Consider the following 24,933-nt stretch of genomic DNA (forward strand, 5'->3'; position numbering starts at 1 on the left):
GAACGATCTGGAAAGTTCGGCCATAGCGGGTGACAGCCCCGTATGCGAAAATGAAGTGTCAGGACTTGAGTAGGGCGGAGCACGTGAAACTCTGTCTGAACATGGGGGGACCACCCTCCAAGCCTAAATACTCGTACATGACCGATAGCGAACCAGTACCGTGAGGGAAAGGTGAAAAGCACCCCGATGAGGGGAGTGAAACAGTACCTGAAACCGGATGCCTACAAGCAGTTGGAGGGCTCTTGAAGCCTGACAGCGTACCTCTTGCATAATGGGTCTGTGACTTAGTGTATCGAGCAAGCTTAAGCCGTTAGGTGTAGGCGCAGCGAAAGCGAGTCTGAACAGGGCGACCATGAGTTCGATGCATTAGACCCGAAACCCGGCGATCTAGGCATGACCAGGCTGAAGGTGCGGTAACACGCACTGGAGGGCCGAACCGTTTAATGTTGAAAAATTATCGGATGAGTTGTGTTTAGGGGTGAAAGGCCAATCAAGCCGGGAAATAGCTGGTTCTCCGCGAAATCTATTGAGGTAGAGCGTCGGATGATTGCCGTTGGGGGTAGAGCACTGGATGGATGCGGGGGTCGCGAGATCTACCAATTCTAACCAAACTCCGAATACCAACGAGTCTAGTCCGGCAGACAGACGGCGGGTGCTAAGGTCCGTCGTCAAAAGGGAAACAGCCCTAACCTACAGCTAAGGTCCCCAAGTCACGTCTAAGTGGGAAAGCATGTGGGATTTCCAAAACAACCAGGAGGTTGGCTTAGAAGCAGCCATCCTTTAAAGAAAGCGTAACAGCTCACTGGTCTAAACAAGAGATCCTGCGGCGAAGATGTAACGGGGCTCAAGACGTGCACCGAAGCTTAGGGTTCAGTCCTTTGGACTGAGCGGTAGCGGAGCGTTCCGTAGGCCGTTGAAGCGGGAGGGTAACCGACCGTGGAGGTATCGGAAGTGCGAATGCAGACATGAGTAGCGATTAAGAGGGTGAGATGCCCTCTCGCCGAAATTCCAAGGGTTCCTGCTTAAAGCTAATCTGAGCAGGGTAAGCCGGCCCCTAAGACGAGCCCGAAGGGGGTAGTCGATGGGAACCACGTTAATATTCGTGGGCCTGGTGGTGTGTGACGGATGGCGTAACTTGTTCGGCCTTATTGGATTGGTCCGGGCAGGGAAGTTGTCCCAGGAAATAGCCCCACCGTATAGACCGTACCCTAAACCGACACAGGTGGAATGGTAGAGTATACCAAGGCGTTTGAGAGAAGTATCCTGAAGGAACTCGGCAAATTGCCTCCGTACCTTCGGAAGAAGGAGGCCCCACATATGCGCAAGCACTTGTGGGGGGCACAGGCCAGGGGGTAGCGACTGTTTAGCAAAAACACAGGGCTCTGCTAAGTCGGCTTCAAGACGACGTATAGGGCCTGACGCCTGCCCGGTGCCTGAAGGTTAAGAGGAGGAGTGCAAGCTCTGAATTGAAGCCCAGGTAAACGGCGGCCGTAACTATAACGGTCCTAAGGTAGCGAAATTCCTTGTCGGGTAAGTTCCGACCTGCACGAATGGCGTAACGACTTCCCCACTGTCTCCAGGATATGCTCAGCGAAATTGAATTCTCCGTGAAGATGCGGAGTACCCGCGGTTAGACGGAAAGACCCCGTGCACCTTTACTGCAGCTTCAGAGTGGCATTAGGAAAGAACTGTGTAGCATAGGTGGGAGGCTTTGAAGCGATGACGCCAGTTGTCGTGGAGCCATAGGTGAAATACCACCCTGTTGTTTTCTGATGTCTAACCTCGCACCGTCATCCGGTGCAGGGACCCTCTGTGGCGGGTAGTTTGACTGGGGCGGTCGCCTCCTAAAGAGTAACGGAGGCGCGCGATGGTGGGCTCAGGACGGTTGGAAACCGTCTGTTAGAGTGCAATGGCATAAGCCCGCCTGACTGCGAGACTGACAAGTCGAGCAGAGACGAAAGTCGGTCATAGTGATCCGGTGGTCCCTCGTGGAAGGGCCATCGCTCAACGGATAAAAGGTACGCCGGGGATAACAGGCTGATGATTCCCAAGAGCTCATATCGACGGAATCGTTTGGCACCTCGATGTCGGCTCATCACATCCTGGGGCTGGAGCAGGTCCCAAGGGTTTGGCTGTTCGCCAATTAAAGTGGTACGTGAGCTGGGTTCAGAACGTCGCGAGACAGTTTGGTCCCTATCTGCCGTGGGCGTCGAAATTTGAGAGGAGTTGACCCTAGTACGAGAGGACCGGGTTGAACATGCCTCTGGTGTACCTGTCGTCCTGCCAAGGGCGCAGCAGGGTAGCTATGCATGGACGGGATAACCGCTGAAAGCATCTAAGCGGGAAGCCTCCCTCAAGATAAGATTTCATCGAGCCGTGATAGACCATCACGTTGATAGGTCGGATGTGGAAGCGCAGTAATGCGTGGAGCTAACCGATCCTAATTGCTCTGTTCGCGCTTAAGGGCCCCACCATCAACGACAGCTCTGATCTGTCGCCAGATGGCGGTCGTGAAAGCAGCCAGATATCAAGATAAAGTCCGCACGGGCATCGATTAAACCCAAAAGCGCCAGCTCCATTGCTTGGTGACCATAGCGTCAGTGACCCACCCGATCCCATCCCGAACTCGGCCGTGAAACCTGACTGCGCCGATGGTACTGTGGCTCAAGCCCCGGAAGAGTAGGGCGTCGCCAGGCATTGAAGCTCGCGCTTTTGACAATAAACCCATTCACACCCCTCCCGGGCAAAACGCCAACGGGCCGCAAGGCCCGCAAGGCCAAATGGCCGCCCGGACCCGGCATCAGCCGGGGAGGACAGCCCAAGGATGCGCCCAAAAACATGGATGCATCCGCCGGCGACTGAGGACCGGATATACCACGGCGCGGGATGGAGCAGCCCGGTAGCTCGTCAGGCTCATAACCTGAAGGTCGCAGGTTCAAATCCTGCTCCCGCAACCAAATCCCCCAAGCAGCACATAGCCACAGGCCAACAGCCCAAAGGACTGGGCGTCGTAGCGTCATCGCCCCACGCGAAAAACCTCAAGAGCTGCGGCACATATGTCGTCCCCATCGGGCGAGTTATCCACACAGACCGACCTTCAGCAACCAGGCGCGTCTTTCGCACCTGTGGGAACACGTCTAAAACTCATCCCCCAACGTCGCACGCCGATCCTGCGCCCGCAAACAACATCTATGCCCAGCGCGCAAAACAACCGCGTCCGATTATGCTGTCCGATCAGCGGGGCGCCGCTCACAGCATTATGACGGTCTCGAGCGCCAGACATGTGGCGGAAGGTGGCGATCAGCAAGCCGAGCTATTCAGAGCAACTGGTTGGCCAGCGGCCGCTTGGCTGCAAAATCCGCGATATTACCCAAGGTCGTCCGCGCGATTGCCGTCAACGCCTCCTCGGTCAGGAAAGCCTGATGGCCAGTCAGCAGGACATTGGGGAAGGTCAGCAGGCGCTGGAGCATGTCGTCGTCGATGATCTCGCTGGACAGATCGTCAAAGAAAATACCGGCTTCCTGTTCATAGACATCCAGCGCGACGCCGGCGACCCGCCGCTGTTTGAGCGCGTCGATCAGCGCCCGCGTATCGATCAACGCGCCGCGGCTGGTGTTGACGATGACGAGCCCGGCTTTGGCCACGCGCAGGACCTCCGCATCGATCAGGTGTCGCGTTTCGGGCGTAAGGGGGCAGTGCAGACTGATAATCTCAGCCTCCCGCAGCAATGTTTCGCGGGAAACATATTCGATTCCTATTGTGACCAGGTCTGCGTCGATGACGGGGTCGCTCGCGAGCACTCGGCAGCCGAAGCCTGCATGCAGAGCTTTGGCCACCAGCCCCCCGATCTGGCCGGTTCCAACCACGCCTACTGTTCGCCCAAATAGATTGCGCCCCACTAGTCCGTCGAGCGCGAAATTATTCTCGCGCACCCGCGACCAGGCGCGGTGGATCTTGCGGTCCAATGCCAGCAGTAGCGCGATGGTGAACTCGGACACTGCATGCGGCGAATAGGCCGGCACGCGCACCACCGTGATCCCCAGCGACCGGGCGGCGACCAGATCCACATTATTATAGCCAGCGCATCTCAGGGCGAGGAGGCGAACACCCGCCTGCGCGAGGGCGGACAGCACGGGGCGGTCGGCTATATCGTTCACGAAGAGGCAGACCACGTCATGACCCTGCACCAATGTCGCGGTCGCGGCCGTCAGCGATGTCTCGAAAAAATCAAGGGCGAAGCCATGATTGACGTTTGCGGCGCTGAGAAATTCGCGATCGTAACTGCGGGTGCCGAACACGGCGATGCGCATGGCAATGATCCTCCTCAACTGGGTCCGCCAGCTTGCCTGGTGCAGCCCTTCCTGTCCATCCGGCCTGAACGCACGCACGTCTGGCTCTGGCCGGTATTTCGCTGTAGCATGCTTATATCACCACCGTCGGAGCCGCCTGATGACTCATGCCTCGAAGCCTGATGATGACGATGCGATGCGCTGTCCGTCCACGCGACGTGACCTTTTGGCCGCGTTGGCTGTGACGGGTATCGCAGGCGGGTTGGCGATGACGCCTGACCCTGCGGCTGGCGCCACCCTGGCGGAAAATGCGGCGCTGACGCCGGACCAGGCGCTCGCGGAGATTATGGCGGGTAATGCCAGGTTCGTGGCCGGCGCGCCCGTTGCTCATATGCGCGACCTGGCGATCATCCGCGCCAAAGCCGCCGAAGGCCAGTGGCCGATCGTGGGCGTGCTGTCCTGCGCCGACTCGCGCGTGCCGGTGGAAATGGTGTTCGATGAGCCGATCGGGCGGCTGTTCGTCACGCGGGTTGCGGGCAACATTACCACGCCGGAGATCATCGCCAGCCTGGAATATGGCGTGGCGGTTCTTGGCATCAAGGCGATCGTCGTCATGGGGCATTCGAGCTGCGGCGCTGTGAAGGCTGCGATCGACAATCCCGAAGTTCCCGGTCAGATCAGCGCCCTCTTCCCGGCATTGCTACCGGCCGTCTATATGAGCCAGAGCCGCGATCCGATGGCGGTCACGCGGCAGAATGCGATCATTCAGGCCGCAACGTTGATCAACGCGTCCCCCGTGATCGAGGCGAAGGTCAATGCGGGCGAGCTAAAGGTTGCACCTGCCATCTATGACGTTGCGACCAGCAAGGTGGAGATATTGCCCATCCCGGCCGGGATGCGGGAACAGTCGGTGAAATAGGTCGAAGGGCAGGGGGCACGCCCTTGCGCCTTCGACAACGCCAGCAAATCCTATGGCGTGGGCCGCGCCACCAGCGCGTGCGTCGGAGCATCGACCAAAAGATCGGCGCTGTCCTCAATCAGCCAGCACTCGCCGGCCCGCCATGGCTGACCGTCGATCAGGCCTGATCCGCGCAGGGGAACGAACCAGCATAATGGATGCTCCCAGTGCAGTGCATCACCGGGCCCAGCGATGACGCTTTCCAGTAAGAAGGGCGCGCCGGGCTCATCGAGCAGGACGCTGCTGGCATCTTCCGCAACATAGTGGTCGGGTCGCGCATAAGGTTCGGCGCGGCTCACCGACAGGCCATCATCCAGATGCAGTTCGCGCGGTCGGCCATAGTCGTAGAGCCGATAGGTGACGTCATTATTTTGTTGCACCTCAACTAGGGTGAGGCCGCGGCCGATGGCGTGGATCGTTCCGGCGGGGATGTAGTAGAAGCTTCCAGGCTGAGTAGGCTTCCAGTCGATCATCTGCTCGATCGATCCGTCGAGCGCGGCGGCCCGCAGGGCGTCGGTGCCGACTTGGTGCGTCAGGCCGATGCCGAGGCGCGCATCGCCTTCCGTTTTTAGTACGTGCCAGCATTCGGATTTGCCGCCGGCAAGGCCCCGAGCCTGCGCCTGCCTGTCATCGGGATGCACCTGGATCGACAACCGCTCGCTGGTGAATAGATATTTGACCAGCAGCGGCTGCGGCATGTTGTCGGGCCCAGTGAACCAGACTTCGCCGATGTGCTGGTCCGGCGTCGCGCCGTAGCGCGCCGGAACGTCCGTTCGTCCCCATGGTTTTTCGACGACATGATGCGCGAGTCGATGGCAGGTCATGCGCGTGCTTCTTCCAATGCCGTTGCCGCAAGAGCAATGGCGCCCAGGGGCCCAGCCTGGGCGCCCAGTTCGGGTGCCACGATATAGGGTCTGGTGTCCGGCAACGCCATATAGCCGTTGAGGCTGTCGAGCAGCGCTGCATTGATGCGGGGCAGAAGATGGGGCTGGTTCGCGAGCACGCCGCCCCCCATGGCGATGCGCAAGGGGCCGGTGCTGCAGACCAGGGCATGGACCATGCTCGCCAGCCCATGGACGATCGGTGCCCAGACCGGATCGTCATGGGGCGCGTCGTGGGGCGCACGGCCCTTGAGCCGAGCGACGAGTGCAGGCCCCGATGCCAGGCCTTCCACGCAATCACCATGGTAGGGGCAGCAACTGATGAAATCATCCCCGGCCATGCGCGGCACGCGAATATGGCCCACTTCGCTATGGCCGATGCCGCGCGTCGGTGCGCCATGAACGATCAGGCCGACGCCGATGCCGGTGCCGACCGTCACATAGGCGAAGTCGGCCAGGCCCTTCCCACTGCCCCACAGCATCTCCGCCATGGCGGCACCATTGACGTCGGTGTCGAAGGCGACTGGCACGCCGAAGGGTGCCGACAGGGTTCCCACAATGTCGGCATCCGGCCAGCCGCGCTTGGGCGTGGCCAGTATATGACCATAGGTCGCGGACTGAGGACGGATGTCGACGGGTCCGAAGGATGCAAGACCAAGAGCCGAAAAGCCCCATTGCGCCTGCCATTGTCCCAGGATCGTCAGGATGGCCGGCAATGTGTCTTGGGGCGTGGTGGTGGGGATGGTCTGCTGATCCAGAATGGCGCCCGGCGCCGTCGCCAGCGTGCAGATGCATTTTGTGCCACCCAGTTCGACGCCGGCAAGCGGGCGGTCGTCAGATGGATAGGACGTACCAGGCATGTGGATGAACCTATCCTAAGACATGGGCAGTGAGGGGCGAAGCTTCTGCCTGTAGACCAGTGAAAGAGCAACCTTCTGCCAGCAATCCCTCTACATGGGCAGCTCTTATCGAAACATTCTCATAAGACCCGAAAGTAATGAATTCTCGTGATCGAACCGCCCTCGACATGACCGGCTGAACAAGCATCGTTTCCCCGCATCGACGATCAGATCAGGCGGCTTGGGAGCGTCAGGCTGCGCGTTTGCGACCCGCAGCAGCCTGTCGGGCCACGCCGACTTGGCTGCATGCCAGGAACCAGACAGTCGACGATCATCCTCTCCTAACCCTTGTCCTCCATGCGAAGCATTCCGACCGGAAGGGTTGCAACGGGTCACTTTCGATCAGGAGGACGGAAACCGCGGCGTTCGGGCGAAATCTTCCTTGCCGAACGGGGTGTCGGTGAAGAGATAGCGGTAGTAGAATTGGCGCAGCGTCTGGTGATAGGCGCGGATGCGGTCCTGATAGGCAAGCTGCGCCTGCATGTCCGTATCCGCCAGACGTGCCAGCGCCGCCTGCACTCCGACCGATGGCAGCACCCATCCGAGCGCTCGCGCCGCGCGATCGCGCGCTTCTATGCCGTTGCGATAGGCTGCCGCCTTGGGCGCGACGCTTTCGTCACCGACCTGATGAAAGGCGAAATACCATTTCCAGTGGAAGGCCGGCGGCAGCGGCGGGCTGTTGCGCCATTCGGGATGGCTTGCATAGAAGCGCGTCATCGTTTCGTCGCGCGGGATGTCCCAGGCGCGGTTGACCGCCTCACGTTGCGCCAGGCTGAGTTCGACGCCCTGTCCGACCGGGATCGCCTGGTTGATGGCGACATGCGCTATGGTCGGCAGGATCAGGGTCAGGACCAGCCACAGTCCGGCGAGCGTCGCGGCGTTGGCCACGGAGCTCCAGCGCAGGCGGCCAACGAGCAGGGTCAGGCCGATCCAGAAGAGGAGATAGGCGCCGATCAGCCCGAGCACCGCTAGGCCTTGGCCCGCTGAAACGCCTGACAGCAGCATCCCCACCAGAAGCGGCAGCGCCAGCGCCGCATAAAGCAGGCCGCCGCGCAATGCCACGCGCCGCACCCAGAGCCGTCGTGCGCGACCCGGCAGCGCGTCGAGCATCCGCAGCCGTCCTGCCTCCCGCTCGCCCGACACCAGGTCATGGAACAGCGCAATCACGAACAGCGGCGCCAGGTAAACGAGCACGAACGCGAAATCGAACCGGCCGGGCAGCGCCAGCTCGGGATTGAACGCCTCGCCATCATAAAGCTGCGCCTCCAGCCCGAGCGCGCGCACGCGCAGGATATAGGGCGCAACGTCCCGCAGGCCCAGCGATGCAAAGGCGAGCGGTTCGGGCGTGTCCCAGGTGGCATGGAAGCTGTAATAGGCCGCATTGCCGGGGTCCTTGCCCTGATCCACCCATGCGGCGATGGCGGCAAGGTCGCGCTCCTGTTGCGGCGCGATCCTGGCAATGACGTCCCGCTGGCGCGCCACTTCGGCCATGCCGGCCGCGACCGCCGCGACCGAAAGCAGGACGACCAGGATCAGCGCTAGCATCGCCATGCGCGCCCGCAACAACAGGGTCAGTTCAGTGCGCAGCAACATTATCGACGGGCCTTCTGGACATGACGGGCGATGGGAATGAGCGCCAGGGCGGCAATCGCCAGCCAGACGAGCAGCAGCAGCAGGCCCGGCAGGCTGGCGCGCAGAAGGTCGCTTGCCGGGGCTGGCTGGAACCGGAATTCCGGGACGACATGCCAATTGTGGGCGGAAATGCGCTTGCGCGCGTCGGCGCCTGCATCCTGCGCCACATCGTCGGCATAGGTCACGGCATCGGCCTGCAACTGGTTGAGCTGCTGGACCATGGCGAAGCGATAGGCTTCGGCTTGCTCGAGGAAACGGCGATGCCCGTCCAGATCGGTGCCTGCGGCAGCCATCGACAGCCGGCGCAGCGCCACGGTCGGGCTGATCAGGCCAAAGCCGTTCATCAGCCCGCTTTGCGCCGACTGGATGGCGTAGCTGCGATCGGCATAGTCGTCGAACAGGCGGGACGTCAGCTTCTCTCCCTCCAACGCAAGCAGCCCCTTGTAGTTGACCGGCAGATCCTCGACGCGGCTGACGCCATATTGGCGCAACATCTTCTGCTTGAAGGCGGTGAAGAAAGGATCGTCGGGATTGTGGCTGTCACCCAGGCGGCGCAAATCCTCCTGGATCGCGATGTCGGTTTCCAGCCGTGTGGGCAGGGCATGAGCTTTGGCGGCTATGTCCGGCGCGACGCGCGGAACCAGGATCACCAGCACCGCCCAGAGCGCCAGCAAGGCCAGCAGCGCGTCCCGGCCGCGGCGCATCAGGGCGGACACCAGGATGACGATGACGGCCCATAGCGCCAGATAGGCGGCATAGCCCAGCGCGATGACCGCCATGGGGCCAGCGAGTGCGCCGGGCTGGCCTGCGATCAGCAGAAACGCGATCATCGCCGGCAGGCCGATCAACGCCGCCACGGCGGCGAGCGCCAGCAGCTTGCCGGTCACCAGCTGCCGCGCCGACACCCCCTGCACCAGCATCTGGCGCAAGGTGCCGCGTTCCCGTTCGCGCGCAACGGCCCCATAGCCCAGGAAGATCAGCAGCAGCGGCGCGATGACCTGCAGCACGAAGGCAGGAGTCAATTGGCCAAAGCGGATCAGCAGAGACGATTGGCGGACGTCCCCGAAATTCGCCGTATTCTGCCGGTGCCCCTCCAGGAACATGCTGTTTCCGGTAAAGGCGTCGACACCCGGATCGAAGGCGGCGAGCGGTCCCAAGGGTCGGAAGATGAAATTGCCATAATGCACCATGCGATGCGGATGGCGATCGGGCTGCGATTGAAATGCCTCCGCCGCCTGCGTCTGGAAGCGCGCGCGGGTTTCGGCGATGGACCGTTGGTGCGACCAACTGATGAACGCGGCGGCCAGCGTGAGCAGAACCAGCAGCGCGAAGGCGACGACGGCAACCCGGTTGCGGCGCATCAACCGCAGTTCATCGCGCGCGATCAGCGATATGGCGCTCATGCGGCGACCGCGTCTGCCGCAAACTTGCGGTGCAGGTCGCGCACGTCGAACCGATCCGCGCCTTGCGCCGCGGCTTCGTCGACGATCCGCCCGGCCTCCAGGAAGCCGATGCGGTCGGCGATGTCCGCCGCCGACAACAGGTCGTGCGTCACCATCAGCACGGCCGCGCCCCGGCGCGCGACATCATGGACCAGCCGGTTGAAGTCCGCGGTTGCCCTGGGGTCGAGGCCCGAGGACGGTTCGTCGAGCAGCAGCACCGGCACGTCGCGCAACAGGGCGATCGCGATCGCGACCTTCTGCCGCATGCCCTTGGAAAAGCCGCCTAGGCGCTTGTCCCAGGCGGCTTCCTGCAAAGCGGTCGCCTCGAACGCGGCGTCGATTGCCTGCGGCTCGGGGTGGCGACCGGCCAGCGCCAGCAGATAGGCGGCATTTTCGCGCGCCGTCAGATGATCGTAAAGCGCGACATTCTCGGGCACATAGGCGATCTGCGCCCGCGCCTCATCCGCCTGCGTCGCCGGGTCATAGCCTGCGACCTCGACCGTGCCGGCGTCCGGCCGGACAAAGCCCAGCAGCGCCGACATGGTGGTCGACTTCCCCGCACCATTGCCGCCGAGCAGCGCATAGATCTCGCCCGCCGCGACATGCAGCGTCAGCCCGCGCAGCACGGCATGGCTGCCATAGGAAAGATGAACGTCGTTCACGACAATGCGCTGGCCGTTGGCGGTCAGAGACATGGATGATGGCTCCCTGGATGATCGTCCCCCAGCATTTCGGCAACGCAGCAACTTGTCAATGAAATGTTATAACGTTGTTGACCTCGCGCGCTCTGACTTTGTAAGGGCGGCGTTCAATGAGACGCCGTCTCATCCTGATCAGGGGGAACCATGTCCAGCATCCGCTCGCAGCGCAGCCGCGCTGTCTCCACGCGCATTCAGCGTCTTCGCTCCACCACGCTGGCCCTGCCGCTGGCGATCGCTCTTTGCGTCGCGCCTGCCGCCGCCCAGACCAGCGATGCCGTGCATCACGCCGATGCGATTACCGTCACGGGCGTCCGCCAGGCCTATCGTGGTGACTTCGCCGTGCGTGAAATCCCGCAGTCCATTGCCGAGATCGATGCCGAAACGCTGCAGCAGAACAACATCCTGCGCCTGACCGATGCGCTCGACATGAATGCCTCGGTCGCGCGGCAAAATACGCTGGGGGGCCTGTGGGACAGCTTCGCCATTCGCGGCTTTGCCGGTGATGAAAATCTGCCGAGCGGCTATTTGGTCAATGGGTTCAACGCTGGGCGCGGCTTTGGCGGCCAGCGCGATGTCGCCGGCATCGAACGGGTTGAGGTTCTAAAAGGTCCTGCCGCGGCCCTCATCGGCCGGGGCGAGCCCGGGGGAACGATCAACCTGGTCACCAAACAGGCGGAGGTCGGCCGCAATTTCGGCACGGCGACGCTGCAATATGGCAGCTATGACCGGGGCCGCGCCGACGCCGACGCCAATCTCGCCCTGACAAACGGGGTCTCGGCGCGGCTGATCGGCTATTATGAGGAAGGCGACAGCTTCCGCGACTATGTGCATCAGACGCGCTGGGGCTTCCTCCCCTCGATCGGCGTGGCACTCAGCGACCGCACGCGCCTGACCTATGATTTCGAATGGACGCGGGTGGAGGTGCCGTTCGATCGCGGCATCGTGGTCTTGAATGGCGATTTCGGCACGGTGCCGCGGTCGCGCTTCCTGGGCGAACCCGGCGACGGTGACACGGTGGCGCGCGCGACCGGTCATCAGTTGCGGCTGGAGCATGATCTGAACGACGATTGGAGCCTGCTCGTCGGCGCAAGCCATCGCGACACGTTGCTGACCGGCTTCTCCTCGGATGCCGAAACCGTGGCATCGCGGCAGATGCTGTATGTCGATGGCCATTCGCTCTCGCGCCAGCGCCGGTCGCGCCGCTATGATGCCGAACATAGCGTTCTGCGCGCAGAATTGTCGGGCCAGTTCGACACGGGAGCGCTGCGCCATCGCATCCTGATCGGCGGGGATTTCGACCAATTCGAATATGATAATTATTTCACGCGGTTCCGCCCGCCAGCCGTCAGCAGCGCGCCCAGCAATGAAGCGGGCTATGTGATCGACATCGACAATCCGGTCTATGGCCAATATCCGCTCCCGAAAACGGCCGTCATCACCAATCGCCTCGATACCCAGCGCAGCTTCGGCTTCTACGTGCAGGACCAGATCGAACTGACCGACCGATTGCAAATCCGCATCGGTGGACGTTATGACAATCTACGGCTGGAAACGGAGAACCGCCTTTCCGCCGTGCTGAGCGAGCGCAGCCGCAGCCGCTTCAGTCCCCAGGCCGGCATCGTCTACGAACTGAACGACCCGCTCACCCTCTATGCCGCCTATGGCCAGGGCTATCGCGCCAACGTGGGCACGGATGCGAAAGGCGTCATCTTCGATCCGGAAACCAGCGAGTCGATCGAGGCTGGGCTGAAACTGACGGCGTTGGGCGGCAAGCTGACCGGTACAGTCGCGCTGTATCAGCTGACCAAGGATAATGTGCTGGCGAGCGACGCCAATAATCCCGGCTTCTCGGTCGCCATCGGCAAGGCGCGCAGCCGCGGCGTGGAACTGGACCTCAACGGCCATCTGCCCGGCGACGTCGATGTGCTGCTGAGCTACGCCTATACCGACGCGGAAGCTCGGTCGAGCGTGCTCGATCCCAATTATTCCTTTCAGATCAACCCGGGCGACCGGCTGATCAACATTCCCCGGCACAGCCTCAATGTGCAGGCGGCCAAGCATTTCATGATTGCGGAGCGTGAGGGACAGCTGGGCGCCGGGGTGCAATATGTCGGCAAGCGATCGGGCGAAACCGGAACCGACTTCATGCTGCCTTCGCATACGCTGGTGCGTCTGTTCGGCCATATCGAGCTGATCGACGGACTGGAACTGTTCGGCACGGTGACCAACCTGTTCGACGAACATTGGTATGCCAGCAGCTATGCGTCGGTCTGGGTCCAGCCCGGTGCGCGGCGCACCGCGACCATCGGCCTGCGTGCTCGCTTATGAGAGGGAAGGCGATATGAAAAGCAAGGTCCTCCTGCCGGTGCTCGCTGCCTTGTTCGGCGCTCATGGCGCGATCGCGCAGGATGCGGCGCCAGCGCCGCTTGCGACGCTGCCGGCCGCCATCCTGCCGCCCGCCTTGCCTTGGTCGGGCGCCAGCGAACGACTGATCGTGGCGCAGTCCGATCCCTGGATCACGCCGGCCGAACGATCCGACTTCGCGACTACGCCCCGCTATGACGAAATGCGGGCCTGGCTGGAGCGACTGGCCGCCGCATCTCCGCTCATCACGGTCGAGCATTTCGGCCGCACGGGTGAGGGGCGCGATCTGCTGATGGTGCGCGCCAGCAAGGGCGGGGCGGGCAAGCCTGTCGTTCTGGTCCAGGCCGGCATCCACGCCGGCGAGATTGACGGCAAGGACGCGGGCCTGATGCTGCTGCGCGACATCGCGCTGCGCGGCAAGGACGGCCTGCTGGACGAGGTCGATCTGGTGTTCGTGCCGATCTACAATATCGACGGGCATGAACGGATGAGCCGCTGGAACTTCCCAGCCCTGCGCGGCCCGCTGGAAAAAGGCTATGTCGGCAATGCGCGCAACATCAATCTGAACCGCGACTATGCCAAGGCGGATGCCCTTGAAACCCGCGCGATGATCGCGCTGCTTCAGCGGCTCGATCCCATTCTCTACATCGACTGCCATGTCAGCGATGGCTTCGACATGCAATATGATGTGACCTTCACCTATGCGGGCTGGGGGCGCTACGCCTATCATCGCGCAACGGCCAACTGGCTGATGGGGCGGTTCGGCCCGCATGTGACGGCGGCGCTCGACCAGGCGGGGCATCTCCCGATCCTCTATCCCAGTCCGATCGACACGCGTGATCCCGCCAAGGGCCTTCGCCAGGCGCCCGAAGGCCCGCGCTATTCCACCGGCTATGGCGACTTTATCGGCGTGCCGACGGTGCTGGTCGAAAATCACATGCTCAAACCCTATCGTCAGCGCGTGCTGGGCACCTATGTGCTGCTGGAAGCCGCGCTCAAACTGGCGGGCGAGGACAAGGACAGCATCATCGCGGCGAAGGCGCGCGATCGAGCGAGCCGACCCGCGACGATGCTGGCACGCTGGAAGACGGCGACGCAGCCGGTCGACTGGATCGAGAATTTCAAGGGCGTTGCCTTCAACACCTATCGCTCGGCGGCGACGGGCCGGCTGGAGCAGCGCTGGTCCGGGACGCCCATCCAGTTCCGCATGCCGATCATCGGGCAAGAGCCGGTGGAGACGGTTACATTGCCAAAGGCCTGGTGGATATCGCCCGCGCAGACCGAGGTGATCGACCGACTGCGGCTGCACAATATCCGTTTCGAAACCATCGCGGCGCCGCGCACCCTGATGCTCGATCAGGTTCATGTCCATGAACCCGCGGTGCAGCGGGCGCAGGATGGGCGTCTGCCGCTGAAGGCGCGCTTCACGCACGAAAACAGGACGCAGACCATGCCCGCCGGTTCGATCCGCGTGCCGTCCGACCAGTCGCTCGGCCTTCTCGCCGCCGCGCTGCTGGAGCCCGAAGCGCCCGACTCCTTCCTCGCATCGGGCTTCTTTCCCGAAATGCTTTCGCCCGGTCCCGGCGCCGAGGATTTTGTCCGCGCGCCGCTTGCCGAAGCGCTGCTGGCGCGGGATGCATCGGTCAGGCAGGCGTTCGAAGCCAGGCTCGCCGCCGATCCCGCCTTCGCCGCCGATCCCGACGCGCGTCTCGACTGGCTGACCAATCGCCTGCCCGACCGCAGCCCTTTCCGCCATCTCTACCCGATCCGACGGGAGCCCTGACCCGCGCATCTTCGCGCATATCGACCCGGCGCTGCATCCGGCGGAGCCGGCGCGGTGCGAATTTAGTTGCTGACATTTCGGCGCGCCGAATATGTGAAGGATCGCGAGCAGGATTGAAGGAAGAAAAAACGTGGCTGAGTCCGCCCTGAAGAAGAAGGAGATTGGCCGGGGGACACGGGCAACCGATGCCGAGGAGACGCGCTTCAACATATTGGAGGTCGCGGCCGCAGAATTTGCGGACAAGGGGTTGAGCGGCGCGCGCATCGACGAGATTGCCGAGCGCACCAATTCGTCCAAGCGGATGATCTATTATTATTTCGGCAGCAAGGAAGGCCTGTATCGGGCAGTGCTGGAGCGGGCCTATACTGCGGTGCGTGAAGTGGATGCCGACAATCGCCGCGACGATCTGGATCCGGACGCGGCGCTGCGGGACGTCGTTGGTGTCACCTTTGACTATCACAACCAGCATCCCGAATTCGTCCGGCTGGTGATGAACGAGAACATCCTGCGAGGCGCGCATGTGGGGGAGGTGCCGGGCATCCGCGAGCGCAACCGCAAGGTGATCGATCAGTTGCGCGCGATTCTGGCGCGGGGCGTTGCCAGCGGCCATTTTCGCGAAGGGGTCGATCCGGTCGAACTGCACATGACGATCAGCGCGCTCTGCTTCTACAATGTCTCCAACCGCTATACTTTCTCCTTCGGGTTCGAGCGCGACATGAGTTCGCCCAAGGCGCTGGCGCGGCGGCGGATGAGCGTAATCGACGTGATCGAAAGCTGGTGCCGCGCCTGAGGCGGGTTGCCATCCGGCGCGGCCTGGCCTATCCATGTACGAAATGGTTCGCTCAATGAAGCTGTAGACCATGTGGGAGAGAGATATGCGCCTTCAAGCCGCCAAGTCCGTCGCTGCGTTTCTCATGCTGGCGGGGGTCGCTCCAGCGGAGGCGCAACCTCCCAGTCCTGCAACCTCTCCGGAGCCCGCCTTGGGCGATCCGATGCCCGACCGGGTTCTGATCCTGGCCCACGGCGTCAGCGTCAGCGCCGACGTCATCTATTCGACCATCCCGGGCTACCGGCCCTTGACCCTGGACCTCTACCGTCCGGCCGAGCGATCCACCGCGCTGCCGCTGGTCATTTATGTCCATGGCGGCGGCTGGATGAATGGCCATACGCGTCAGTCCGGCGCGTTCAGCGATTTCACCGCGGTGCTCGCAGACCTGTCGGCGCGCGGTTACGTCGTGGCATCGCTCGAGTATCGGCTGTCGAAAGAAGCGCCTTTCCCGGCCGCGATCGATGACGTGCGCACCGCCATCCGCTTCCTCAAGGGCAATGCCGCGCGCTATGGTATCGATCCGCGCCGCGTTGCCATCTGGGGCGGTTCGGCGGGCGGGCAGCTGGCCGCGCTTGCCGCGCTGGATTGCGGGCGCGAACCAGGCGGTGAGGACAAGTCTCATGCCGAACAGGGCGACTGCGTCCAGGCCGCTGTGGGATGGTATGGCGTCTATGATTTTTCGACCATGCCCCAATCGGCCATTCCGCACGCGGAAAATGCCTATCTTGATTGCGAGAAGGGCGCTTGTCCCGCCGACCGTGTCGCGGCGGCGAGCCCTGCCGCCCATGTCGATGCGAAGGACCCGCCGATGCTGCTGATCCATGGCGCGCAGGACAAGGTCGTGCCCGCCAGTCAGTCTCGCGAACTGGCGGCGAAGCTCGAAGCCGCCAAGGCGCCGGTAACGCTGGAAGTCATTCCCGATGTCGGTCACAGCTGGATTGGCGCGGACGCCGTCGCCACCCGCGCGGCGAGCCTGCGCGCGCTCGATCTCAGCTTCCGCTTCTTCGACGCGCAACTCAAGGCGGCGCGCTGATGCGCGCCTGGTGGGTGGCGCTCGCATGCGCCGCGCTGGCGACGGGTCCGGCGCCCGCGCAGATCGTGGAGCGTCCCGCCGGGCCGCCGGTGCAAACGCAGGCCGGCCTGGTGGCGGGCAAGCAACTGGCCTCGGGCGTGCGCGCCTGGCTGGGGGTGCCCTTTGCCGCGCCGCCGCTGCGGGACCTGCGCTGGCGCGATCCACAGCCGCGGGCTGCCTGGCAGGGCGTCTGGAACGCCGATCGACCCGCGCCCGAATGTATCCAGTCGCTGCGCGGCCGCACGATCAATCATTATTTCGGTGAGGAGGCGACCAGCGAGGATTGCCTCTATCTCAATATCTGGGCCCCGCCCGCCCCGCCCCCCGCGGGCAAGACCTATCCCGTCATCGTCTGGATCTATGGCGGCGGCTTCAATGTGGGGTCGGCGTCCATGGCCAATTATGCGGGCGAAGCGCTGGCCGCCAAGGGCGCAGTCTATGTCAGCATCGCCTACCGTGTCGGCGTGCTGGGCTTCCTCGCGCACCCGGCGTTGAGCGCGGAAAGCGGAGGCGGATCGGGCAATTACGGGCTCAAGGACCAGATTGCCGGGCTGGAATGGGTGAAGCGCAATATCGCCGGCTTCGGCGGCGATCCAGGCAATGTGACTATCGCAGGGCAGTCGGCCGGGTCGATGTCGGTGTCTCTGCTGCAGGCCAGCCCCGCGGCCAGGGGGCTGTTTCATCGCGTGGTGGGCATGAGCGGCGGCGCCTTTGGCGGCCAGATGGCGCCTGCCCCTCTGGACCAGGCCGAAGCGGAAGGACTGGCGGTGCAGCAGGCGGTGGACGCCCCCTCGATCGAGGCGATGCGCGACATGGCGGCCGATCGGCTGGTCGCGCTGTCGGCTACCGTCAGGCGTCGTCCGATCGTGCTGGATGGTCGGGTGGTGACGCAGGATCCGCAGGCGATATTTGCCGCTGGCGCACAGAGCGACGTTCCGACTATGATCGGCTTCACCAAGGATGAAAGCTTCCGCTCGCTGGGGCCGGTCCATTCGGTAGTCGATTTCGAAAAAGCGGTGCGCGTGACCTTCCCCGCCACAGCGGAGCGCGTGCTCGCCGCTTATCCCGCAACATCGGCGGAAACCGCGCGCCGGGCCGCGCGCGATCTGGAGCGCGACCTGACGCTGGGCCTGCAAATGGCGCAGTGGGCCAGGGGGCAGGGTGCGACGGGCAAGGCGCCGGTCTATGCCTATTTCTTCACCCGGACTCATCCCTATCGGCCCGGCGTCCGCTTTGCGGATCATGATCCCGCCACGGTCGGCGCCTATCATACGGCTGACGTGCCCTATTGGCTCGGCACGCTCGACAGCCTCAACCTCTTCCGCCCGACCCGCGACTGGACCGCGGAGGATCGCGCCCTGTCATCGCAAATGATGGCGCATCTGCTGGCCTTCGCCCGCTCGGGCGACCCGGGCGGGGGCTGGACCGCCTGGTCGCCGGCGCGGCCGCGAGTCAGGCGGCTGGACGTGACGGGCGGCATGGCCGACTGGCCGCATTGGCGCGCGCTCCCGCTGCTCGAAAACTCCGCGCCGGCCGCGCCGGTCGAACGTCCGAGGGTACGGGATTGAGCGCCGGACCGATGGTCAGCCGTCGCGGTCTGATCGGCGGCGGCATGGCGTTGCTCGCGGCGCCGCTCGCGGCAGCGCCGCCGCGCGACGACGAGCCCGGCCTGGTCTTCGTCTATGAGGCGATCGTCACGCTGGAGCCCATGGTCGAGGTCGGTCGCACGCCGCTCGGCATGCGCCGGCGCGTGCCGATCACCGGTGGCTCCTTCGCTGGTCCGCGGATCCGGGGCACGGTGCTGAGCGGCGGTGCGGACTGGCAACTCCAACGCGCCGACGACTGGACGGTGATCGAGGCCGATTATATGATGCGGGCGCAGGACGGCGCGCTGATCCATGTGCGCAATGTCGGCCTGACCAACAGCCGTGTTGCCGGTGCGACATCCCGATACCTGCGCACGGTTCCACGCTTCGAGGCGCCCGATGGCCCGCATGGCTGGCTTAACCAGGCGATCTTCATCGGCACGATCGGCCCGCCGCCGGCGGACGCGCCCACACCGTCGGTGCGCATTCGCGTCTATCAGGTGACATGAAGCGGGCCGCGCTCTGCCTCGGCGTCGCCCTGATCGGCGGGTGCGCCAGTTTGTCGAACGAGACAGCGAAGCCGACATGTGCGGCGACGTCGCAATTCGCCTTTGTCTGTGGGGCGACGAAGCCCGAAGATCTGGCGGTGGTGCCCGGAACGCGATGGGTGATCGCGAGCGGCTTTGCGACCGGGGCCGGGCTGAAGATCGTCGATGGCCGCGCGCGCCGGGCGTATAAATGGTTCACCGGACGGACGGACCAGGTTGCGCCCGATGCCCGCTATCCCGATTGCGCAGGGCCGCCCAATCCGGCGCTGTTCACCGCGCGGGGGATCAGCCTGCGGGTAACGGCGCCGGGACGGGCGCGACTGCTGGTCGTCAACCATGGCGGGCGGGAGGCGATCGAGATATTCGCGGTCGATTTCCGCCGCCCCGATGCCGCGCCCCTGCTGCGTTGGCAGGGGTGCCTCGCCATGCCGGCGGGGCATGTCGCCAACAGCGTCGCATCCTATAGCGACGGGACGGTGATCGCGACGGTGCTGACGCGGCCCGGCACCAGCATCACGGACTTCGTGATGGGGCGCGATACGGGCGGGGTGTATGAACGCGGGCCACGGGATCGGGTGTTTCGCCTGCTGCCCGGCACGCAATTGGCGGGTAATAACGGGCTGGAGACGGCACGGGATGACAGCGGCTTCTACGTCATCGCCTTCGGCCCGCGGCAGGTGGTCGCCTATGCCCGGAGGGATACGCGCCAGCCGCTGTGGCGCCTGACCGCCCCCGACTTCATGCCCGACAATATCCACTGGGATGGCGATCGTTTGCTGCTGGCCGGCATGGCGCGGGACGAGCCGGCCTGTGGCGGGACGCGCAAGATCATCGATGGCGTCGCTGACACCATGGCCTGCCATCGCGGTTGGACGGTGGCGCAGCTCGATCCGGTGGCGCAGCGGTTCACGCTGGTCGCATCCGGCCCACCCGACCCGCTGTTCAACGGGGTTTCGGCGGCGGTGATCCTGGACGGCGCCTTGTGGCTCGGCTCCTATCAGGCGGATCGCATCGCCATCCGGAGTCTCAATCACGATGATATGAACTAGTTAGTACATTTTACTTGCGTCGTCGCTTGGCGAGGCCTATAGATATGACTGCAAGATCGGGACGCGCATCCCGGCGGCTTGGGGAGGATGGGCCGATCATGGGCCAGAAAGTCATTCATGTTCTAAACGGGCCCAATCTCGACCTGCTGGGTCAGCGGGAGCCCGCCATTTACGGCCACCAGACATTGGCCGATGTGGAAGCCCTCTGCCGGGCAGAACTGGACGGCCGGGATGTCGGCCTGATCTTTCGCCAGACCAACGCCGAACATGAAATGGTGGGCTGGCTGCACGAGGCGCGGATCGGCGCCTATGGCGTCATCCTCAACCCCGCTGCTTTCTCCTACGCCGGCTATTCCATATTGGACGCGCTCAAAATGTGCGATTGCCCGATCATCGAGGTGCATATCTCCAACATCCATCGACGCGACGAACCCTGGCGCGCGCAATCGATCATGACCCCATCGGTGACGGCGATCTTTTCGGGCGCAGGCATTGACGGCTACGGGCTGGCGGTGCGCCACCTGCTCCAGATCGACCGGCGCAAAGCGGCATGAGGGCGCCGTCGCTCAACCCGCGTCGCACTCGCGCGCGCATCGGCATATTGGCGCTTATCAGCATCGCCACGCTGCTCAACTATATGGACCGGGCGGTGATGGGCGTGGCCGCGCCGTCGCTGACGGCGGAACTGCGGATTTCGCCCGAGATGATGGGATTCATCTTCTCCGCCTTTTCCTGGACCTATGCGGCCGCTCAAATTCCCGGCGGACTGCTGCTCGATCGGCTCGGCACGCGCATCACCTATGCCGGGTCGCTGATCCTCTGGTCCTTCTTCACCCTGCTCCACGGCATAGCCGGAAATGTGGCGATGCTGTTCGGCTTCCGCCTTGCGCTGGGCGTGGCGGAAGCGCCTTGCTACCCGTGCAACAGCCGCATTCTCAGCAGTTGGTTCCCGCAGGATGAACGGGCGCGGGCCAATTCGGTCTATGCCGTGGGGCAATATGCAGGGCTCGCTTTCTTCAGCCCGCTGCTCTTCTGGATCGTGGGCAGTTTCGGCTGGCGCGCGCTGTTCCTGATTGCCGGAGGCCTGGGCGTCGCCTTCGGGCTGGTCATGTATGCCCGCTATCGCGATCCGGGCGAGAGCCCCCGAGTCAATCAGGCGGAGCTGGACTATATTCGCGCGGGCGGCGGGCTGACCGCGATCCGGCAGGAAAGCGCCGCGCCCTTTTCCTGGGCGAATGTCCGCAAGCTGCTGGCGCGGCGGCAGATATTGGGCGCATCGATCGGCCAGTTTTGCGGCAATTCGACCCTGGTCTTCTTCCTGACCTGGTTCCCGACCTATCTGGCGACCGAGCGCGGCATGGACTGGCTGAAATCCGGCACCTTCGCCGTGCTGCCCTATATCGCGGCGTCAGCGGGCGTCTTGCTGGGGGGGCAGGTGTCGGACCTGCTGATCCGTCGCACCGGATCGGCCAATATCGGGCGCAAGCTGCCGATCGTGGCGGGCCTGCTGCTTGCCTCGACGATCATCGCGGCCAATTTCGTCGAGAGCAACGCATTGGTGATTGCAATCATGTCGATCGCCTTCTTCGGGCAGGGCATGGTCAATCTGGGCTGGACGCTGATTTCCGATGTCGCCCCGCGCCAATTTGTCGGCCTGACCGGCGGGGTGTTCAACCTGTGCGCCAATCTGGCGGGGATCGTGACGCCGATAGTCGTCGGCCTGATCGTCGGGCAGACCGGTTCCTTCTACGGCGCGCTAGCCTTCATCGGCATTCTCGCGCTGATCGGTGCGGCCGCCTATGTCTTCATTGTCGGTGACGTGAAGCGGGTCGAACTCGACTGAATGAACAGGGAAGGGTGCGTCACAGCGCTCGCTCGTGAACGAACCAGTTAGTAAAATAATGGGAGGATAGGATGAATTCGATTGTGCATGTGCAGCTTCGCCTGGGCGGATCGCTCGCCGCCCTGGCGCTGAGCGTAGCGATGGCGCCGGCCTTCGCGCAAGGTCAGCCCCCGGCCGAGGACGCCGCGACCGCGCTGTCGCCGCAGGTCGCCGACGCTCCCGTCGATGCCACTGCGGAAACGCCTGCCGGTGTCGCCAGCACGGCTGATATCGTCGTCACCGGGTCGCTGATCGCTCGCCCGAACAATGTCGCGGTTAGCCCGATCGTCACCGTCTCGGACGAACTGGTCCAGCAGAGCGGCCAGATCACGCTGGAGGACTCGCTCAACCAGCTGCCCGGCTTCACCCCGTCGGGCAATGCCGGCACTGGCGGCCAGGGCGGCGGCGGGCGCGCCACGCTCAACCTGCGAGGGCTTGGCTCCAACCGCAACCTCATCCTGCTCGACGGCCGCCGCCTGCCGCTGTCGGACATCAATGGCAATGTCGACATCAACATCCTGCCGGAATCGATCATCGGATCGGTCGACGTCATCACCGGCGGCGCATCGGCCATTTACGGGTCGGACGCCATGTCAGGCGTCGTCAACTTCAAGACCGACAAATATTTCGACGGCGTGCGCGCCGACATCCAGAATGGCGACAGCTTTCGCGGCGATTACGGCAAGTTCAACGCCTCGCTCGCGCTCGGCACCAAATTTGCCGACGATCGCGGCCGGTTGATGCTGGCGCTCAGCTACGCTCAGCGCGATCCGCTGTCGGGCGCTCAGCGCAGCTTTTTTGGCGACAAGGTGCCCTCCAGTTTCATCGGCACCGGCGCATTCGTGCCCGATGCCCTCAACCTGCCAAGCCAGGGGGCGCTCAATGGCGTGTTCGCCCGCTATGGTGTGACCACGCCCGTCAACCGCACGCTGAACCTCGGCTTCAACGACAATGGTTCGCTGTTCGTCCAGACAGGAGCAATCAACTATCAGGGCCCCACGACCGGCGCATATGCCGTGGTCGGCGGCAATGTCCGCATGCCGGTTGGCCCGCAGTTGCAGATACTGAACGCATTCGAACGCAAATCCGCCTTCGCCAAGGGCGAGTTCGACCTGACGGATGCGCTGACCGCCTATGGCCAGTTCCTCTATGTCGACTCCACCGTCACGACCGAAAGCGGCAGCAGCCTGACGCAGTTTGCACCCTTCACCACGATCCCTGTCACCAATCCCTTCATCCCCGCGGACCTGCGCACCCTGCTGGCCTCGCGCGCCAATCCCGGTGCGGCCTTCCGCTGGAGCGCGCGCTATGTCGGCATCCCCGACAAGGGGTGGGACGAAAATTACAAGGTGCAGCAATATCTGGCCGGTCTGAAAGGCACAATCGCCGGCTCGTGGAAGTTTGACGCCTTCGCCTCATATGACGAAACCGTCCACGACCAGTCCATGTTCAACGCGGTGCTCAAGAACCGAGTGCAGACGCTGCTCAACGCGGCGGATGGCGGCGCATCGATCTGCGCGGGCGGGTTCAATCCCTTCGGCATCGTCAACGCGATCAGCCTGTCGCAGGAATGCCAGGACTATATGACCGCAACGGTCAACAGCCGCGAACGGCTGACGCAGACGCAGGTTCAGGGGCAGATTAACGGCCCGCTGTTCAACCTGCCGGCGGGACCCGTGCAGCTGGCGCTGCTCGCAGGCTATCGCAAGAACAAATATAAATATGATCCCAGCCCCGACCTGGTCAGCAACAACGTGGAATCGGTGGTCGGATCCAACCCGGCGCGTGGCGAAATCAGCGTCAAGGAATTCGCGGCGCAGCTGGACGTGCCGCTGCTGTCGGATACGCCCTTCTTCCACGAACTGGGGATCGGCGCGGCGTTCCGTTATTCGGACTATAAGCCGAGCGGCAGCGTCGAAAGCTATGAGGTCGACGCGCGCTGGCAGCCGGTCGAGGCGCTGCTGATCCGCGGCAGCTACCAGCGGGCGGTGCGCGCGCCTAATATCGGCGAGCTGTTTTCACCGGTCACGGGATCGCAGCTGGCGATCGGCACGCCGCCCGCCGCGATCGGCGATCCGTGCGACATCCGGTCGGCCGCGCGAACCGGCGCCAACGGCGCGCAGGTGCGCGCACTGTGCCTGGCGCAGGGCATTCCGGGGGCGGCGATCGACGCCTATCAGTTCGCCACCACCGCGACCGGCGGCAACATCCAGGGCAATCGCAGCCTGACGCCGGAAAAGGCCAACACCTTCAATGTCGGCTTCGTGCTCAACCCGCGCTTCGCTTCGCCCTGGCTGTCAGGCTTTTCGCTGTCGGTCGATTATTACAACATCAAGATCCGCAACGTCATTTCGACCATCAATGGCCTCACGGTGCTGGCGAAATGCTATAATCTGGATGGGTCGAATAGCAGCTATTCCAACAGCAACGAATTCTGCCAGCTGATCGAGCGCGACCCGACCGGGCAACTGGTCGCCATCGCGCAGCCCTATCTCAATCTCGGTGCGCTCGACACCGACGGTGTCGATGTTCAGGTCAACTGGTCCCTGAAGCTGTCGGAGGCCGGACTGGGCGACGGGTCGGGCAATATCTATGCCTCCTCGGCGATCGGCTGGCTCAACCATTATAAGGTTCAGACCCTGCCCGGCACCGCGTCGCAGGATTTCGTCGGCACCAGCACGCCCGGCCGACCGCTGCCCAAATGGAAGGCGCTGACCACCGTGGGCTACAGCTCCGACGTGTTCGGCATCGGCTTGCGCTGGCGCTACCAGGGCAAGCTGCGCGACATCAGCGCGATCACGACGCCGGCAGCCGAGCAGGTCGGGTTGAAGCCCTATAATCTGTTCGACATCTTCTCGACGGTGGATGTCACGCGCAATTTCCAGCTGCGCGGCGGCATCACCAATCTGTTCGATCGGGACATTCCTTTTGTCGCCAGTTCGCAGAATGGCACCGACCCGGGCACTTACGACATGGTCGGCCGGTCCTTCTATGTCGGCGCGAAGTTCAACTTCTGAC

17 protein-coding genes, 1 tRNA gene and 2 rRNA genes (1 of these 20 cut by a window edge) are annotated in these 24,933 nt (G+C 63.6%); 14 read left to right on the forward strand and 6 right to left on the reverse strand.

Features of this window, described 5'->3' with window-relative positions; translation table 11 throughout:
- From ACGGKE_RS16565 to ACGGKE_RS16575, 3 genes are all read left to right on the forward strand, one after another.
- A 23S ribosomal RNA gene (locus tag ACGGKE_RS16565) occupies positions 1-2,463 on the forward strand; it begins 335 nt to the left of the window's first position.
- A gap of 118 nt (positions 2,464-2,581) precedes the next feature.
- A 5S ribosomal RNA gene (gene rrf, locus ACGGKE_RS16570) occupies positions 2,582-2,696 on the forward strand.
- Between the two features lie 184 nt (positions 2,697-2,880).
- Positions 2,881-2,957, forward strand: a tRNA-Met gene (locus tag ACGGKE_RS16575).
- 360 nt (positions 2,958-3,317) lie between these two features.
- On the opposite strand, the gene ACGGKE_RS16580 is transcribed toward ACGGKE_RS16575, so the two are convergent.
- Positions 3,318-4,310 carry a 2-hydroxyacid dehydrogenase gene (locus ACGGKE_RS16580; RefSeq protein ID WP_394442303.1) on the reverse strand — a complete coding sequence of 331 codons (993 nt, stop codon included), beginning with the start codon at positions 4,308-4,310 and terminating at the stop codon, positions 3,318-3,320.
- 247 nt (positions 4,311-4,557) lie between these two features.
- Here ACGGKE_RS16580 and ACGGKE_RS16585 point away from each other — a divergent pair, with 247 nt between their 5' ends.
- A complete protein-coding gene (locus tag ACGGKE_RS16585) occupies positions 4,558-5,208 on the forward strand; it encodes a carbonic anhydrase (protein ID WP_394442306.1) in 651 nt (216 codons plus the stop codon).
- Positions 5,209-5,258: 50 nt separating this feature from the next.
- On the opposite strand, the gene ACGGKE_RS16590 is transcribed toward ACGGKE_RS16585, so the two are convergent.
- The 5 genes from ACGGKE_RS16590 to ACGGKE_RS16610 form a co-directional block, all read right to left on the reverse strand.
- Positions 5,259-6,071, reverse strand: a complete 813-nt coding sequence (locus ACGGKE_RS16590) for a class I mannose-6-phosphate isomerase (protein WP_394442309.1) — start codon at positions 6,069-6,071, stop codon at positions 5,259-5,261.
- Complete coding sequence (locus ACGGKE_RS16595; protein WP_394442311.1) at positions 6,068-6,988, reverse strand: ROK family protein; 921 nt, start codon at positions 6,986-6,988, stop codon at positions 6,068-6,070. Before ACGGKE_RS16595 ends, ACGGKE_RS16590 begins: the two co-directional genes overlap by 4 nt.
- A gap of 381 nt (positions 6,989-7,369) precedes the next feature.
- The gene (locus ACGGKE_RS16600) at positions 7,370-8,623 is read right to left on the reverse strand and encodes a DUF3526 domain-containing protein (RefSeq protein WP_394443075.1); all 1,254 of its coding nucleotides are present in this window, start codon (positions 8,621-8,623) and stop codon (positions 7,370-7,372) included.
- Positions 8,620-10,062, reverse strand: a complete 1,443-nt coding sequence (locus ACGGKE_RS16605; protein ID WP_394442314.1) for an ABC transporter permease — start codon at positions 10,060-10,062, stop codon at positions 8,620-8,622. Before ACGGKE_RS16605 ends, ACGGKE_RS16600 begins: the two co-directional genes overlap by 4 nt.
- Positions 10,059-10,796 carry an ABC transporter ATP-binding protein gene (locus ACGGKE_RS16610; protein ID WP_394442317.1) on the reverse strand — a complete coding sequence of 246 codons (738 nt, stop codon included), beginning with the start codon at positions 10,794-10,796 and terminating at the stop codon, positions 10,059-10,061. The genes ACGGKE_RS16605 and ACGGKE_RS16610 overlap by 4 nt, the downstream gene beginning before the upstream one ends.
- Before the next feature lie 150 nt (positions 10,797-10,946).
- Between ACGGKE_RS16610 and ACGGKE_RS16615 the strand changes: the two genes are divergently transcribed.
- The 10 genes from ACGGKE_RS16615 to ACGGKE_RS16660 all read left to right on the forward strand — a co-directional run bounded on the left by ACGGKE_RS16615 (position 10,947) and on the right by ACGGKE_RS16660 (position 24,932).
- Positions 10,947-13,130, forward strand: a complete 2,184-nt coding sequence (locus ACGGKE_RS16615) for a TonB-dependent siderophore receptor (RefSeq protein ID WP_394442320.1) — start codon at positions 10,947-10,949, stop codon at positions 13,128-13,130.
- Between the two features lie 13 nt (positions 13,131-13,143).
- Positions 13,144-14,949: a M14 family metallopeptidase gene (locus ACGGKE_RS16620; protein WP_394442323.1), complete on the forward strand. Its 1,806-nt coding sequence runs from the start codon at positions 13,144-13,146 to the stop codon at positions 14,947-14,949.
- Between the two features lie 130 nt (positions 14,950-15,079).
- Positions 15,080-15,739, forward strand: coding sequence for a TetR/AcrR family transcriptional regulator (locus ACGGKE_RS16625; RefSeq protein WP_394442327.1), 660 nt, complete (start codon positions 15,080-15,082; stop codon positions 15,737-15,739).
- Between the two features lie 202 nt (positions 15,740-15,941).
- On the forward strand, positions 15,942-16,811 hold the full coding sequence (locus ACGGKE_RS16630) for an alpha/beta fold hydrolase (protein ID WP_394442330.1): 870 nt from the start codon (positions 15,942-15,944) through the stop codon (positions 16,809-16,811).
- Positions 16,811-18,418, forward strand: coding sequence for a carboxylesterase/lipase family protein (locus ACGGKE_RS16635; RefSeq protein WP_394442333.1), 1,608 nt, complete (start codon positions 16,811-16,813; stop codon positions 18,416-18,418). Before ACGGKE_RS16630 ends, ACGGKE_RS16635 begins: the two co-directional genes overlap by 1 nt.
- Before the next feature lie 11 nt (positions 18,419-18,429).
- Entirely contained in the window at positions 18,430-18,945 is a 516-nt protein-coding gene (locus ACGGKE_RS16640) for a DUF3237 domain-containing protein (protein ID WP_394442336.1), read from the forward strand.
- Positions 18,942-20,033 carry a hypothetical protein gene (locus ACGGKE_RS16645; protein WP_394442339.1) on the forward strand — a complete coding sequence of 364 codons (1,092 nt, stop codon included), beginning with the start codon at positions 18,942-18,944 and terminating at the stop codon, positions 20,031-20,033. Before ACGGKE_RS16640 ends, ACGGKE_RS16645 begins: the two co-directional genes overlap by 4 nt.
- Positions 20,034-20,131: 98 nt before the next feature.
- Entirely contained in the window at positions 20,132-20,587 is a 456-nt protein-coding gene (locus ACGGKE_RS16650; protein ID WP_394442342.1) for a type II 3-dehydroquinate dehydratase, read from the forward strand.
- Positions 20,584-21,876: an MFS transporter gene (locus ACGGKE_RS16655; RefSeq protein ID WP_394442345.1), complete on the forward strand. Its 1,293-nt coding sequence runs from the start codon at positions 20,584-20,586 to the stop codon at positions 21,874-21,876. Before ACGGKE_RS16650 ends, ACGGKE_RS16655 begins: the two co-directional genes overlap by 4 nt.
- A gap of 71 nt (positions 21,877-21,947) precedes the next feature.
- On the forward strand, positions 21,948-24,932 hold the full coding sequence (locus ACGGKE_RS16660; protein ID WP_394442348.1) for a TonB-dependent receptor domain-containing protein: 2,985 nt from the start codon (positions 21,948-21,950) through the stop codon (positions 24,930-24,932).
- Position 24,933 lies beyond the last annotated feature (1 nt).

Source organism: Sphingobium naphthae (genome assembly GCF_043589935.1).
GTDB classification, from domain to species: Bacteria; Pseudomonadota; Alphaproteobacteria; order Sphingomonadales; family Sphingomonadaceae; genus Sphingobium; species Sphingobium naphthae_A.

Coding starts and splice junctions, on each gene's coding strand:
- ACGGKE_RS16580 (WP_394442303.1), bottom strand. CDS start 4,310: ATGCGCATCGCCGTGTTCGGCACCCGCAGTTACGATCGCGAATTTCTC.
- ACGGKE_RS16585 (WP_394442306.1), top strand. CDS start 4,558: ATGACGCCTGACCCTGCGGCTGGCGCCACCCTGGCGGAAAATGCGGCG.
- ACGGKE_RS16590 (WP_394442309.1), bottom strand. CDS start 6,071: ATGACCTGCCATCGACTCGCGCATCATGTCGTCGAAAAACCATGGGGA.
- ACGGKE_RS16595 (WP_394442311.1), bottom strand. CDS start 6,988: ATGCCTGGTACGTCCTATCCATCTGACGACCGCCCGCTTGCCGGCGTC.
- ACGGKE_RS16605 (WP_394442314.1), bottom strand. CDS start 10,062: ATGAGCGCCATATCGCTGATCGCGCGCGATGAACTGCGGTTGATGCGC.
- ACGGKE_RS16610 (WP_394442317.1), bottom strand. CDS start 10,796: ATGTCTCTGACCGCCAACGGCCAGCGCATTGTCGTGAACGACGTTCAT.
- ACGGKE_RS16615 (WP_394442320.1), top strand. CDS start 10,947: ATGTCCAGCATCCGCTCGCAGCGCAGCCGCGCTGTCTCCACGCGCATT.
- ACGGKE_RS16620 (WP_394442323.1), top strand. CDS start 13,144: ATGAAAAGCAAGGTCCTCCTGCCGGTGCTCGCTGCCTTGTTCGGCGCT.
- ACGGKE_RS16630 (WP_394442330.1), top strand. CDS start 15,942: ATGCCCGACCGGGTTCTGATCCTGGCCCACGGCGTCAGCGTCAGCGCC.
- ACGGKE_RS16635 (WP_394442333.1), top strand. CDS start 16,811: ATGCGCGCCTGGTGGGTGGCGCTCGCATGCGCCGCGCTGGCGACGGGT.
- ACGGKE_RS16640 (WP_394442336.1), top strand. CDS start 18,430: ATGGTCAGCCGTCGCGGTCTGATCGGCGGCGGCATGGCGTTGCTCGCG.
- ACGGKE_RS16645 (WP_394442339.1), top strand. CDS start 18,942: ATGAAGCGGGCCGCGCTCTGCCTCGGCGTCGCCCTGATCGGCGGGTGC.
- ACGGKE_RS16650 (WP_394442342.1), top strand. CDS start 20,132: ATGGGCCAGAAAGTCATTCATGTTCTAAACGGGCCCAATCTCGACCTG.
- ACGGKE_RS16655 (WP_394442345.1), top strand. CDS start 20,584: ATGAGGGCGCCGTCGCTCAACCCGCGTCGCACTCGCGCGCGCATCGGC.
- ACGGKE_RS16660 (WP_394442348.1), top strand. CDS start 21,948: ATGAATTCGATTGTGCATGTGCAGCTTCGCCTGGGCGGATCGCTCGCC.